Origin of the sequence: Caldicellulosiruptor changbaiensis (assembly GCF_003999255.1) — a bacterium.
GTDB classification, from domain to species: Bacteria; Bacillota; Thermoanaerobacteria; order Caldicellulosiruptorales; family Caldicellulosiruptoraceae; genus Caldicellulosiruptor; species Caldicellulosiruptor changbaiensis.
Genome location: NZ_CP034791.1, coordinates 2,508,442 through 2,522,282, shown reverse-complemented (window position 1 = coordinate 2,522,282; position 13,841 = coordinate 2,508,442). Strand labels below are relative to the sequence as shown.

Below are 13,841 nucleotides of genomic sequence, written 5' to 3'. Positions count from 1 at the left end.
ATAATTGTTGTTCTTTGAATGCAAAATATATTAAGATTTTATCAAAAAAGGGAAGAGATGTAAATAAAATTTCAATTTATATACAGGAGGTATAAAAATTGCTAAGAGAAGGCCAAGTTAGGATTCCATCAGGTTGTGCTATTTCTGGGTTTATAAACAAGAAGGGTGTGAGGGTTTCTGGTACAGACATTATAAATTCCATTGCAATTATGAAAGAGAGAGGAAATGGACTTGGTGGCGGGTTTGCAGCATATGGAATCTATCCTGACAGGAAAGACTGGTATGCTTTTCATCTATTCTTTGATGATATAAAAGCAAAAGAGGACACAGAACACTTTCTAAACCAAAACTTTGAAATATTAGAGAGTGAGGTTATTCCAACAAGAAAGGTTTCAAGCATTCAAAACGCTCCAATTGTTTGGCGATATTTTGTAAAGCCTCTTGAAAAAAGGCTGAGAGACACAGAAAAAACAGAAGAGGACTTTGTGGTGGACAGTGTTATGTTTATAAACAGCCAGATTGATGGTGCATATGTCTTTTCAAGCGGTAAGAACATGGGCGCATTCAAAGGAGTTGGGTATCCTGAGGACATAGGCGAGTTTTTCAGAATTGATGAGTACAAAGCATACATCTGGACAGCGCACTCAAGATTTCCGACAAACACACCTGGTTGGTGGGGCGGTGCGCATCCATTTACGCTGCTTGACTGGTCAATTGTCCACAATGGCGAGATTTCGTCATATGGCACAAATTATAGGTACTTAGAGATGTTTGGATACAAATGTACACTCAGAACAGACACCGAGGTCATGGCATATCTTTTTGACCTTCTTCTAAGAAGGCACAGACTTCCTGTTGAGATTGCAACAAAAGCGTTAGCAGCGCCGTTTTGGAGTGTGATCGACAGGCAAAGCGAACAAGAAAGAGAGAAACTGAGAGCTATCAGGGCAGTATATCAGTCATGCCTTGTAAATGGACCATTTTCTATCATTTTAGGTTTCTCAAACGGAATATTAGCATTAAATGATAGGATAAAGCTAAGACCGCTGGTTGCAGCACAAAAAGGCGATTTTGTGTATGTTGCATCAGAAGAGTCGGCTATTAGAGAAATTTGCAAAGACCCAGAAAAGGTTTGGATGCCAAAGGGTGGCGAAGCTGTTTATGTTACTTTGGACGAAGGGGTGATAGTATGATTTCGCTATATGAAAACGAATTTGAGGTCGTAAGGGACGAGCTAAAGTGTATTCGCTGTAAAGTATGTGTGAGACAGTGCGCAAACGAAGTTCATGAATATGATGAAGAAGAAGACAGAGTGGTTGCAGATTCTTCAAAATGCGTTGCGTGCCACAGATGTGTTGTTATGTGCCCGACAAAGGCGCTGACAATCAAAAAGACAGAAAATGCATTCAAAGAGAATGCGAACTGGCTACCTTCTTATATAAATGAAATATACAAACAGGCAGAAACAGGCGGAATACTTTTAACTGGTATGGGAAATGACAAGCCAATACCAATTTACTGGGATAAGCTATTGATAAATGCAAGCCAAGTTACAAATCCGTCAATTGACCCGCTGAGAGAGCCAATGGAACTTAAAACCTTTATTGGCAGAAAACCTGACAAGCTTGAGTTTGATGAAAATGGTAATCTTAAAACCAAACTTCCGCCACAGCTTGAATTAGAAGTACCTATTATGTTTTCTGCGATGTCATTTGGCTCTATTTCACTCAATGCTTGTGAGTCTTTGGCGGCAGCAGCAGTTGAGGTAGGAACATACTGGAATACAGGTGAAGGTGGACTTCATCAAAAGCTTTACAAGTACAAAGAAAGAGCAATTGTTCAGTGTGCATCAGGAAGATTTGGTGTTGACGTTGACTATTTGAATGCAGGTGCGGCAATTGAGATAAAGATAGGTCAGGGCGCAAAACCGGGAATTGGCGGGCACCTTCCTGGTGAGAAGGTTGGTGAAGAGGTATCAAGAACAAGGATGATTCCAATTGGTTCTGATGCAATCTCACCAGCACCACACCATGATATTTATTCAATTGAAGATTTAAGACAGCTCATTTTTGCGCTAAAAGAGGCAACAAACTACACAAAACCAGTTGGTGTCAAGATTGCAGCAGTTCACAACGTTGCGGCAATTGCCTCTGGTATTGCAAGAGCTGGGGCTGACTTTATTACAATAGACGGTGTCAGAGGCGGAACAGGTGCAGCGCCGCTTAGAATAAGAGATAATGTTGGTATACCTATTGAGTTAGCACTTGCAGCGGTGGACTCAAGACTCAGAGAAGAAGGAATTAGAAATCAGGTATCAATAATTGTTGCAGGTTCAATCAGAAACAGCGCAGATGTTGTAAAAGCCATTGCACTTGGTGCAGATGCTGTTTACATTGGAACAGCAGCACTAATTTCCTTAGGGTGCCATGTTTGCCAGAAATGCCACACCGGAAAGTGCAACTGGGGTATTGCAACACAGGACCCTGTTTTGGTAAAAAGACTAAATCCAGAGATTGGTGCAAGAAGAGCGGCAAACTTGCTAAAAGCATGGGCTCATGAGATAAAAGAGATGCTGGGCCTGATGGGGATAAATGCTTTGGAGAGCTTGAGAGGAAATAGACTTATGCTCAGGGCAGTTGGACTTACAGAAAAAGAGATGGAAATTCTGGGTGTGAAGCATGCAGGAGAGGGGGTCTAAAAAGGTGGCAAAGAAGATATTTCCAAAAGAAGAGGTGTGTGTGGGCTGCCATTTGTGCGAAGTCTACTGTGTTTATGCCCACTCTAAATACAAAAAGCCAACTGTGAAGGCCCATGAGCTTGTAAAACTTTACAACAAACATAAGGATTCAAAACCAACTCCAAGGATTTTAGTTGAGGAAAAAAGTGGTGAGTGGACAACCTTTGCACTGCAATGCAGACATTGCGACGATGCCCCCTGCACTAAAGCTTGTATCACAGGTGCTATGAAAAAGCTTGAAGACGGAAGAGTCATCTGCGATGAGGAAAAGTGTGTCGGCTGCTGGTCGTGTATAATGGCATGTCCACACGGGGCAGTAAGGCGCGGAGAGAACAAAAAAGCAGCATCTAAATGTGATTTGTGCTTAGAGCTTGGCGAGCCTGTGTGCGTCAAGAACTGCCCGAACGAGGCACTTGTAATCAAAGAGGTGTAAAAAAAGGGGGAAATGAAGCAAGATGAGATATGTTATAATAGGAAACTCTGTTGCAGCCTGTGGCTGTATTGAGGCGATAAGAAAAGTAGATCTCCAAAATCCTATTGTTGTAATCTCAGATGAAAAGTACAGGGTGTATTCAAGACCGCTTATTTCATACTATCTTGCTGGAAAAGTTGATGAGAGCAAGATGTATATAAGGGATGAGGATTATTATGAAAAGAACAAAGTAGAAGCAATGCTTGGCAAAAGGGCAGTTTCAGTTGATTTTAAAAACAAAGAGGTTGTGCTGGACGATGGAAGCAAAGTAAAATACGACAAACTCCTTATTGCAACAGGTGGGAAGCCTTTCGTGCCACCTACAAAAGGATTTGAACTAAAAAATGTCTTTACATTTATCAAATTTGACGATGTAAAGGCCATAGATGAGGCTATCAAGAATGGTGCAAAAAAGGCAACAGTTATTGGTGCGGGACTTTCTGGTCTTAAAGCAGCAGAAGCACTTATCAAAAGGGGCTTGGAGGTTACTGTTGTTGAGCTTGCAAACAGGATTTTGGGTTCTATCTTGGATTTAGAGGCATCAAAGATAGTTCAAGATGAGCTGGAAAAACACGGGATTGTTTTTAAGCTTGAAACATCTGTTGATGAGATAATTGGGGATGGCAAGGTTGAAAAAGTAAAGCTGAAAAATGGTGAGATTTTAGATACCGACATAGTTGTGTTTGCCATAGGTGTTGTTCCAAACATTGACTTTTTGAAGGGGACAGAGCTCAAAATCAACCGCGGAATTGTCGTAGATGACCATATGAGGACAAACATTGAAGATGTATATGCAGCAGGTGACTGCGCAGAGGGGTATGACTGCGTCTATCAGCAACAAAGAGTAATTCCTATCTGGCCAAATGCGTACGATCAGGGCGAGACGGCAGGTTATAATATGGCAGGAGTTGAAAAGACCTTTGACAGAGGCTTCCCAATGAACTCTATAGGATTTTTTGATGTGCATATGATAACAGCAGGAATTGTCATGCCAAACTCAGATGATATAGAGGTTCTTGTAAAGCATGATAAGGAAAAAAATAGCTATAGAAAGATTTACATCAAAAATGGTCGTGTTTTAGGGTTTATGTTTATAAACTCAATTGACAGAGCTGGTATGATAACAAACATGATAAAAGAGGGCTTAAATGTTGAGAGCATAAAGCACAGACTCCTTGACGATGATTTTGGATACTTAGATTTGCCAAAAGAGCTGAGGCAAGAGAAGATTTTAGGGGGTGCAAAAGCTTAAAATGGCAGATAAAGGTAAACTTACAATAGATGCAAAGGGTATACACTACAAAGAACTCAATGAGATGATTGAAAATGCCCTAAATGAAGGGTATAAAGAGATAGATTTGATAAATGTAAACGGTCAGCGCTATATAGGTGATGGGCTAACTTTCCCAGACAGAAAACTTAACATCTATGGCACCCCTGGCAATGATATGGCAGCCTTTATGAACGGGCTTACAATAGAGGTTTTTGCAAACGGTCAAGACGGTATTGGCAATACTATGAACGCAGGCAAAATCATAGTTCATGGCTCAGCAGGGGATATTATAGGCTATGGTATGCGCGGGGGCGAGATATTTATTAAAGGCGATGTTGGATACAGAGTTGGAATTCACATGAAAGAGTATATGGACAAAGTGCCTGTACTTGTTGTTGGTGGCAAGGCGGGAGATTTTTTGGGTGAGTACATGGCAGGTGGAAGGATTATTGTACTTGGCCTTACTTTAAAGGAAGATGAGGAGATAACAGGGCTTTATTGTGGAACTGGTATGCACGGCGGAGTCATGTATTTAAGAGGTCAGCTTCAGCCGTATCAGCTGGGAAAAGAAGTGAAGATAGTTGATATGGAGGAAGAAGATTACAAGTTTATAGACAAATACGTAACAGAGTTTGTAAAATACTTTGGCTACAGCAAAGAGTTTATAATGTCAAAGCCGTTTTATAAGCTAATCCCATACAACAAGCGTCCTTACGGAAAGCTCTATGCTTATTAATAAAAAATTTTTTAGGTGGCCAGTGGTAATTTTGTTTTTGCCATTGGCCGCTTTATATTACTTTTCTCAAAAGAGGGGGTTTTGCTTTTGGATATTGAAAAGATTTTATTTGAAATGATAAAATACTTTAAAACGGACGTGCGAAGAATAAACCATGCAATAAAGGTATTATCATTTGCAAGGCTGATTGGCAAAATGGAAAGGTTAGATGATAGTAAACAGCAGATTTTAGAAATAGCAGCTGTGTTACATGACATTGGTATAAAGGTTTGTGAACAAAAGTATGGTTCTACTGCTGGGCATCTTCAAGAAATAGAAGGACCAGAGGTTGCAAAAGGTATTTTAGATGGCTTTGATATAGACAAAAAGACATTAGAAAGGGTTCTTTTTTTAATTGGTAATCATCATTCATACCACAAGATAGATGACATAGACTTTCAGATTTTAGTTGAGGCTGATTTTATTGTAAATATCTACGAGGATGGAATGTCAAAAGACGCTATAAAGCAGGTCAAGGAAAAATACTTTAAGACAAAAACAGGCACAGCACTTCTTGAAACCATGTTTGATGTGTGAGGCTGAGCCACAGTAAAAGAGTAGTTTGGCAGCACGGTCAACAGCAAAAGTGCGTGTTGGCCTTGAAAAAATAAAAAATGTAGGATGGTAGGAGGGGAAAAATTGTATGGACTTTTTTCTAAGTAGTTTGCCAATCTTGTTGGTTTTAGTGCTTCTTATCTTTATGAAAAAGACTGCAGACTTTGCAGGGCTTGTCGGGTGGATTGCAACAGCCTTGATTGCAATCTTTTATTTTAACACCTCATTTGATGTTGTGGTGAAATCATCCATTATGGGCTTTTTAGCAGCACTTCCTGTGTCTTTGGTTGTTGTCACATCAATTTTGCAGCTCAATATCATGGAATCAGCAGGTGCTATGAAGAGAATTATTGTGTTTATAAAAGGGCTATCTAAGGATGACAAGGTATTTCAGACACTTATTTTAAACGTTGGTTTTGGAACATTTTTGGCAGCAACAGGTGCAGTACCTGTGACAGTTCTACCACCAATTTTGATTGGGCTTGGGTATTCGACATTTTCTGCAATTGCCCTGTCTGCAGTTGGGTTTGATGCGCTTTGTACATATGCCTTATTGGGTACGCCTCTAGTTGTATTCTCTCAGATTGCAAATATTGATTTGATAACATCTGCAAGGTATTTCTTGCCCTTTGTTGGGGTTGTTTCTTTTACAATCTCACTTGCCATGCTTTTTATAATCGGCAATAGCAAGTTTGTCAAAAGAGGATTTATTCCTGCTATAATTGTAGGCTTGACTTCGTATGCAGCTGCAGAGCTTGCAATCTTGGTAAAGGCACCTGTTATAACAGGCATCTTTGCAGGGATTTTGATAATGCTTGTGATGATGCTGATTTTAAAGCTTATTGGCAAAAAGGTCTACGACTCAAGTCATTTTACAGACGAAGACAGGAAAACTGAAAAGACAATGGGTATTGTAAAGGCAGTCTTGCCTTGGATTTTACTGGTTATTTTTATTCTCATAACAAATCTCATAACACCAATCAGAGAATTTCTTTACGACAAGCTCTCAATGCCTGTTGAGGTAATGAAAGGGCCAAAGATAAAGCCAATTTTCACAAGAGTTTTGTGGCAGTCTTACACATGGATTTTGATTTCGACAATAATTTCCATATTCATATTCAAGATGGATAAAACTGCACTCAAGAATGCTTGGGACAAGACAAAATCGAGGATTCCAAAACCTTTCTGGTCATCAACAGTGTTTTTCTTAATGGCATATGTTATGATGTACTCAGGTTATCAAAAGACAGATGCTGGTTATGATCTTTTGAACAAGGCACACAACATAGTGTATGTCTTAGCAGAATACTCAGCAAAAGGCTTTAAAGGTGTATATGCGTTCATAGCTCCTTACTTAGGGATTTTAGGTGGATTTATTACAGGAACAGAAACCTCAACAGTTGCGATGTTTGCAAAATATACAATTGAAACTTCAAAACTTTTAGGACTTTCACCACTTTTGATGGTAGCAGCTGTTGCGTTTGGCGGTGGGCTTGCCTCAGGGATTTCACCGTCAAAACTTCAAAACGCTGCTGCTGCAATTGATGCAATTGGTGAAGAGTCAAAGGTGCTCAGAACAACACTTGTAATTTCGCTTATAATGGCTTTTATTGCTGGGATAATAAGCTTTTTACTGAGAGAATATGTAATTTGATGGAGAAGAATAATTTTGATAGTAGACGATGACAATCTAATTTTGGATGGATTAAGAGTTATCTTAGAACTTGAGGGGTTTGATGTGGTTGAACTTGCCAAAAACGCAAAGAAGCATATGAGATATGCAGATTGCAAAAACCTGATGTGGTTTTGATGGATATAAGAATGCCAGTTGAAGATGGTATTGCGGGGACGAAGAATATAAAGGCTGAGTTTCCGGAAATAAAGGTGATAGTTCTCACAACATTCAAAGATGATGGGTTCATCAAAGGTGCAATTTCTTATGGTGCTGATGAATATGTGCTAAAAAGTAGTTCTTCTGAGCGCTTAGTAGAGTCAATCAAGGCAGTCTTACAGGACAAGTTTGTGCTTGACAAAGAGATTGCAAAGGCTTTGCCAAGGTTTTTAAATGAAGAAAGTGGGGTGGGCGGCTTGGAAAAGTTTGATTTAACAGAGAAAAAAAGAGATTTTAAAGCTTGTTGCAGAAGGCTTTTCAAATAAAGAAATAGCAAAAGCCCTCTTTTTAACAGAGGGCGCAGAGAGAAATTAGATATCAGCTTTGCAGTTAAAATTTGGTGAGTAGGACCCAGACTGCAGTATTTATAGAAATTTTGAGTAAAGCTTACGTAATTTCTAAGAAGTTAATTCTTTTTCCTCAATATTGATATCAGGAAGCGTTTCAATCATGTTTTTATCAATTTGAGGAATTTTTACCTTTTCTCCAATTTCGAGAACTTCTGATGATGACTTAACAAGGTATGGCTGGTTGTTTACATTTATAGTATAGAAAGATTCTATTAAACGAATACTTTTGTCTTTTTTATCGATAAAATAAACATTAACAAGGTCACTGAATTTGAACTGAGCTAAATACATATCAAGTTGTTTTTCCCATGTCTTCATATCATTTGATGAATATTTAGGATTTAAAATCTTTAGTCTTTCAAGGGAGTACGACTTTAGATACTCTTTCATTATACCTTCAAAATATTTAGCAGGTATTTGGACCTTGACCTTGTATACAGGGATTTTTGTGTTGCGAATATTCAGATAAGTTTCGTTAACTACTGTTTTTTGTTTTAAAACGAGCTCATAAATCTTTTTCTCTCTTTTTTCAAAAACTGGATTTATTTCAGACAGTCCTGAAGAAGCAAAAAATAACTTATACATCTGGCTATTTTCTGGAACTTCACAAAAAATAAAAGAGTCTGCTGGACTTTTTATATAGAGTTTTTTATCCCTTACAAAATAGATAGTATCATCTGTTTGAGAAATGACATAAAATTGATTATTTTTCCTGTCCAGAATCAGTTCTTCCTGATAACTCAACAGCCCAAGCTCATAACTTTGAGGAGTTATCACTGTTGTTTGTTTGAACCTAATTTTAGATGCTTTATTTAAGCTGTCTAACGCATCTTTCAAGGAAATATTAAACGCTGTTTTGTTAGTTTGGGCAATTCCTGCAGAACTTGAATATAAAATAGTTAAAAGACAAATTGAAAGAAAGATACATAGTACAAAGGCGACTTTCTTTCTCACGGTTACTTTCCCCCCTTGACATTATACCGTTTGTCTTACGTAGAGAATTTGTAAATTTTCTCAAAGAATTATAACATCCAGTAGAAAATATTTCAATTCCTATTTTTGCTTGTCAATTTCTTATTGAAGTTGTTTACTAGAACTGATATAATAAATATGCACACATTGTAGAGTGTGATAATGTAACTTTTAAAAAGTTACATTTAATTTTTAATTTATTTGAAACCGTTTTCTAAATTCAATTTTTGTTTGAATTTATTTGGTACCTACCCCCAGCACATTTTTTAAACCTTTTAAAATCCAAAAAATCGGAGGTGTTTTAAAAAGTGTCAATTGAAAAGAAAGTGAATGATCTTTTGCAGAAGATGACAATTGAAGAGAAGGTGTATCAACTCACAAGCATTCTTATACAAGATATTTTGGAGAATGACAGGTTCTCACCGCAAAAAGCAAAAGAGAAGATACCACACGGAATTGGGCAGATTACAAGGTTGGCAGGTGCGAGCAATCTGTCACCACAAGAGGCAGCAAAGACTGCAAATGAGATTCAAAAGTTCTTGATTGAAAACACACGACTTGGGATTCCTGCAATGATACATGAAGAATCTTGCTCGGGCTTTATGGCAAAAGGTGCAACTGTTTTTCCGCAGAGCATAGGTGTTGCCTGCACATTTGACAATGAAATTGTTGAAGAGCTTGCAAAAGTAATAAGAACTCAGATGAAGGCGGTAGGTGCACATCAAGCTTTAGCACCGCTGATTGATGTTGCAAGAGATGCACGCTGGGGAAGGATTGAGGAGACATTTGGAGAGGACCCATACCTTGTTGCAAATATGGCAGTAAGCTATGTAAAAGGGTTGCAAGGTGATGATATTAAAGAAGGAATTGTTGCAACAGGAAAACACTTTGTTGGGTATGCAATGTCAGAAGGTGGAATGAACTGGGCACCTGTCCACATTCCTGAAAGAGAGCTGAGAGAGGTATATCTTTATCCATTTGAGGTTGCTGTGAAGGTTGCGGGCTTGAAGTCCATCATGCCTGCATATCACGAGATTGACGGAATTCCATGCCATGCTAACAGAAAGTTACTTACCGATATAGCAAGAAATGAATGGGGATTTGATGGAATTTATGTTTCAGACTACAGTGGTGTGAGGAACCTCTTAGATTATCACAAGTCTGTAAAGACTTATGAAGAGGCAGCAGTACTTTCGCTGTGGGCAGGGCTTGACATTGAGCTACCCAAAATTGAATGTTTCACCGAAGAGTTTATAAAAGCTTTAAAAGAAGGCAAATTTGACATGACTTTGGTTGATGCAGCAGTAAAAAGAGTTTTAGAAATGAAGTTCAGACTTGGGCTTTTTGACAATCCATATATCAAAACTGATGGTATTGTAGAGCTATTTGATAACAAAGAACAGAGAGAGCTTTCAAGAAAAGTTGCACAAGAGTCTATGGTACTTTTGAAGAATGACAATTTCCTGCCACTTTCAAAGGATTTAAAGAGGATTGCAGTAATTGGCCCAAATGCAAATTCTGTGAGAAATCTTTTGGGTGACTATTCGTACCCTGCTCACATAGCAACACTTGAGATGTTCTTCATCAAAGAAGACAAAGGAGTTGGCAACGAAGAAGAGTTTGTTAAAAATGTAATCAACATGAAGTCCATTTTTGAAGCTATAAAGGACAAGGTTTCAAGCAATACTGAAGTTGTCTATGCAAAAGGTTGCGATGTAAATTCACAGGACAAGTCAGGGTTTGAGGAAGCAAAGAAAGCAGCAGAGGGCGCAGATGCAGTAATTTTGGTTGTTGGCGACAAGGCAGGTTTAAGACTTGACTGCACATCTGGCGAGTCAAGAGACAGAGCATCTTTAAGACTTCCTGGCGTTCAAGAGGATTTGGTAAAAGAGATTGTAAGCGTAAATCCAAACACAGTTGTAGTTTTAGTAAATGGTCGACCAGTTACGCTTGACTGGATTATGGAAAATGTCAAAGCTGTGCTTGAGGCATGGTTCCCAGGTGAGGAAGGTGCAAATGCTGTTGCAGATGTACTGTTTGGAGATTACAACCCAGGCGGAAAGCTTGCAATTTCGTTCCCACGTGATGTTGGTCAAGTTCCAGTTTATTATGGACACAAGCCGTCTGGTGGAAAGTCCTGCTGGCATGGGGATTATGTTGAGATGTCAACAAAACCGCTTTTGCCATTTGGTTATGGGCTTTCATATACCACTTTTGAGTACAAAAATTTTGCTATTGAAAAAGAAAAGATTGGCATGGACGAGAGCATAAAAATATCTGTTGAAATTGAGAACACAGGAAAATACGAAGGAGATGAGATTGTACAGCTTTACACAAGAAAGGAAGAGTATTTGGTAACCAGACCTGTCAAAGAGCTGAAAGGCTACAAGAGAGTTCATCTAAAACCGGGTGAGAAGAAGAAGGTTGTATTTGAACTCTATCCAGACTTGTTTGCGTTCTATGACTATGATATGAACAGGGTAGTAACACCTGGAGTCGTTGAGGTTATGATAGGGGCATCATCAGAGGACATTAGGTTTACAGGAACTTTTGAAATAGTGGGAAGCAAGAAGGATGCAAGACAGCTCAAGCACTACTTCAGCAAGGTTTGGTGTGAATAATATTTGAAGTTCGAAAAAACGAGGTTGCTGCACTTTTCCGAATTAAAGGGAGTGTGGCAGCCTTATTTTTTTATAGCAACAATTTTTTTAAGGTAGTAAACATATTTAAAAAGGATTTTAGTATCGTAAAGTAGAAATATACAATCAATTACCTTTTTTATTTGAAGGGAGAGTTATTTGTGGAAAAAATAATTTCAAATTTAAATACATTACCTTTATTTATGCTTATGTCAAAAAAGCTTACAAAATCTAAGTCCAATCTTTTAAAGCTCATTGCTGCTGCTACCATGCTAATTGACCACATAGGTTATTTGTATTTTCCTAATAGAGTACTTTTTAGAATAGTTGGGCGAATTGCATTTCCTATTTTTGCTTTTCAAGTGGCAGCTGGCTTTAAGTTTACATCAAATCCTAAGAGGTATTTAAAAAGGCTTTTCATATTTGCGCTGGTCTCACAGATTCCGTTTAGTCTTATGACAGGGGACCCATACGAGCTAAATGTGATTGCAACATTTTTCTTTGCAGCTGTAGCTTTATTTTTTATTCAGAAGAGATGGTATTTTCTTGTTATAATTCCACTTGCAATCTCTTATTTTGTTCCTATGGACTATGGAATATATGGTGTTTTGTCAGTTTTAATTTTTTACTTATTCTTTGACATGCCACTTTTGCAACTGATAGTATTTTGCATCCTTACATGGTTTGAAGTACACCTTATTGGCTGGTCTGTCCAGTTTTATTCGATAATATCTGTAGTCCTGATTTTACTAATTAGAATGCTACCAGTTGAATTTGAACTAAGGCTAAACAAATACTTTTTCTACTGGTTTTACCCTGTTCACATGCTGCTTCTTGTTGTGATAGGAAAGATGTTTTGAGATGGGAATTTTCAAAGATTTGTAATTTTGAATGTTTAAAAAATGTGATAAGATTTAAAGTAAAGGGAAATTAGGTCACAAATATATTAAACAAAGATGTTGATTTGATGGACCTTAAAAAAGCATTTACAGTTTTTAGGACACAAATAATTTCAACAGGTGAGGTAATTTTTTGCGCTGATGAGATAAGGAAAATGTACTTTTTCATGAGAACGTTTAAAGAGTACGCTCTTTTGAATGAGGAGAGGGAGATTGTATTGAAAAGCCTTTTTGAAGGGAGCAATAAGCCAGAATGCTAAACATCACAAGAAAACTCTTCTTAGCACCAATGGCAGGGTTTACTGATAAGACATTTAGAAGCCTATGCAGCAGGTTTGGTGCAGATGTTACCATAACTGAGATGGTGAGCGCAAAAGCAATCACAATGGGAAGCCAAAAGACGAAAGAACTAATTTCGTTTTCTGAAGATGAGAAGATAAAAGGTGTTCAGATTTTTGGAAGTGACCCACATGTAATGGCTGAAGCGGTCAAAATTATTCAGGATGAATTTGAGTACGATTTTATTGACATAAACATGGGCTGCCCTGTTCCAAAAGTTGTAAAAAGCGGTGAAGGAAGTGCACTAATGAAAAATCCTTCTTTGGCAGCAAAAATAGTTGAAGAGGTTGCAAGGGTGAGCAGGAAACCTGTGTCTGTAAAGATACGAAAGGGATTTGATGAAGAAAATATAAATGCGCCAGAGTTTGCCTATATCATGCAAGAAAGCGGTGCAAGTTTTATAACAGTCCATGGCAGAACACGCACACAGATGTATTCAGGGAAAGCTGACTGGGAGATAATAAGAAAGGTAAAAGAGAAGGTTAAAATTCCGGTTGTTGCCAACGGCGATATAGTGGATTTTGAGTCAGCAAAAAAAGCGTATGAAATAACAAAGGCAGATGCTATTATGATAGGAAGAGCAGCGCTTGGAAACCCTTGGGTGTTTCTTCAGATAAAAGAGGGATTTGAAAACGGGCAGGTTACAACAAGAGTCTTACCTCATCAGAAAATCAAAGTTGCAATTGAATTTTTCAGGCAGCTATGCACTGAAAAAGGCGAGAAGATGGCAGTGCTTGAGGCAAGGAAGCATCTTAGTTTTTTTGTAAAAGGGATAGAGAATGCAGCTAAAATTAGAGATAAAATCAACAGGATTGATAATGCAGAGATTTTGATTTCGTATCTTGAACAGCTGAAGGCAGAGCTTGAACAGAAGTTAAAAAAGGTCGATAATATTTTATAGAATTTTTTTCAAAATCTTTTTTGACATAATGAAAATGA

Annotated in this window: 15 protein-coding genes; 14 read left to right on the top strand and 1 reads right to left on the bottom strand. The window is 38.1% G+C overall.

The genetic code is table 11. The features are described from left to right. Positions 1–98: 98 nt before the first annotated feature. From ELD05_RS12175 to ELD05_RS15095, 10 genes are all read left to right on the top strand, one after another. A complete protein-coding gene (locus ELD05_RS12175; protein ID WP_127352639.1) occupies positions 99–1,193 on the top strand; it encodes a class II glutamine amidotransferase in 1,095 nt (364 codons plus the stop codon). Beyond that, positions 1,190–2,698, top strand: coding sequence for a glutamate synthase-related protein (locus ELD05_RS12170; RefSeq protein ID WP_127352638.1), 1,509 nt, complete (start codon positions 1,190–1,192; stop codon positions 2,696–2,698). Before ELD05_RS12175 ends, ELD05_RS12170 begins: the two co-directional genes overlap by 4 nt. A 4-nt stretch (positions 2,699–2,702) precedes the next feature. After that, positions 2,703–3,170, top strand: a complete 468-nt coding sequence (locus ELD05_RS12165) for a 4Fe-4S dicluster domain-containing protein (RefSeq protein ID WP_127352637.1) — start codon at positions 2,703–2,705, stop codon at positions 3,168–3,170. A 22-nt stretch (positions 3,171–3,192) separates the two neighbouring features. Beyond that, positions 3,193–4,461 (top strand): NAD(P)/FAD-dependent oxidoreductase, encoded by a 1,269-nt coding sequence (locus ELD05_RS12160; protein ID WP_127352636.1) that lies wholly within the window; start codon positions 3,193–3,195, stop codon positions 4,459–4,461. Between the two features lies 1 nt (position 4,462). Then, positions 4,463–5,218: a GltB/FmdC/FwdC-like GXGXG domain-containing protein gene (locus ELD05_RS12155; protein WP_127352635.1), complete on the top strand. Its 756-nt coding sequence runs from the start codon at positions 4,463–4,465 to the stop codon at positions 5,216–5,218. Between the two features lie 114 nt (positions 5,219–5,332). Continuing rightward, entirely contained in the window at positions 5,333–5,794 is a 462-nt protein-coding gene (locus tag ELD05_RS12150; protein WP_127352985.1) for an HD domain-containing protein, read from the top strand. A 106-nt stretch (positions 5,795–5,900) separates the two neighbouring features. After that, positions 5,901–7,466, top strand: a complete 1,566-nt coding sequence (locus ELD05_RS12145; RefSeq protein ID WP_127352634.1) for an L-lactate permease — start codon at positions 5,901–5,903, stop codon at positions 7,464–7,466. Positions 7,467–7,481: 15 nt separating this feature from the next. After that, the gene (locus tag ELD05_RS14605) at positions 7,482–7,622 is read left to right on the top strand and encodes a response regulator (RefSeq protein ID WP_241243499.1); all 141 of its coding nucleotides are present in this window, start codon (positions 7,482–7,484) and stop codon (positions 7,620–7,622) included. Beyond that, positions 7,598–7,969, top strand: coding sequence for a response regulator (locus ELD05_RS12140; protein WP_241243498.1), 372 nt, complete (start codon positions 7,598–7,600; stop codon positions 7,967–7,969). The genes ELD05_RS14605 and ELD05_RS12140 overlap by 25 nt, the downstream gene beginning before the upstream one ends. After that, positions 7,935–8,018 (top strand): LuxR C-terminal-related transcriptional regulator, encoded by an 84-nt coding sequence (locus ELD05_RS15095; protein ID WP_241243701.1) that lies wholly within the window; start codon positions 7,935–7,937, stop codon positions 8,016–8,018. The genes ELD05_RS12140 and ELD05_RS15095 overlap by 35 nt, the downstream gene beginning before the upstream one ends. Positions 8,019–8,101: 83 nt before the next feature. Here the strand turns inward: ELD05_RS15095 and ELD05_RS12135 are convergent, their stop codons facing one another. Beyond that, positions 8,102–9,007 (bottom strand): hypothetical protein, encoded by a 906-nt coding sequence (locus ELD05_RS12135; RefSeq protein ID WP_127352633.1) that lies wholly within the window; start codon positions 9,005–9,007, stop codon positions 8,102–8,104. A 326-nt stretch (positions 9,008–9,333) separates the two neighbouring features. Here ELD05_RS12135 and ELD05_RS12130 point away from each other — a divergent pair, with 326 nt between their 5' ends. From ELD05_RS12130 to dusB, 4 genes are all read left to right on the top strand, one after another. After that, complete coding sequence (locus tag ELD05_RS12130; RefSeq protein ID WP_127352632.1) at positions 9,334–11,646, top strand: glycoside hydrolase family 3 N-terminal domain-containing protein; 2,313 nt, start codon at positions 9,334–9,336, stop codon at positions 11,644–11,646. Positions 11,647–11,825: 179 nt separating this feature from the next. After that, a complete protein-coding gene (locus tag ELD05_RS12125) occupies positions 11,826–12,524 on the top strand; it encodes a TraX family protein (protein WP_127352631.1) in 699 nt (232 codons plus the stop codon). 107 nt (positions 12,525–12,631) lie between these two features. Next, positions 12,632–12,823 carry a hypothetical protein gene (locus tag ELD05_RS12120; RefSeq protein WP_206516888.1) on the top strand — a complete coding sequence of 64 codons (192 nt, stop codon included), beginning with the start codon at positions 12,632–12,634 and terminating at the stop codon, positions 12,821–12,823. Further along, on the top strand, positions 12,817–13,803 hold the full coding sequence (dusB, locus tag ELD05_RS12115) for a tRNA dihydrouridine synthase DusB (RefSeq protein ID WP_127352630.1): 987 nt from the start codon (positions 12,817–12,819) through the stop codon (positions 13,801–13,803). The genes ELD05_RS12120 and dusB overlap by 7 nt, the downstream gene beginning before the upstream one ends. Positions 13,804–13,841: the final 38 nt, after the last annotated feature.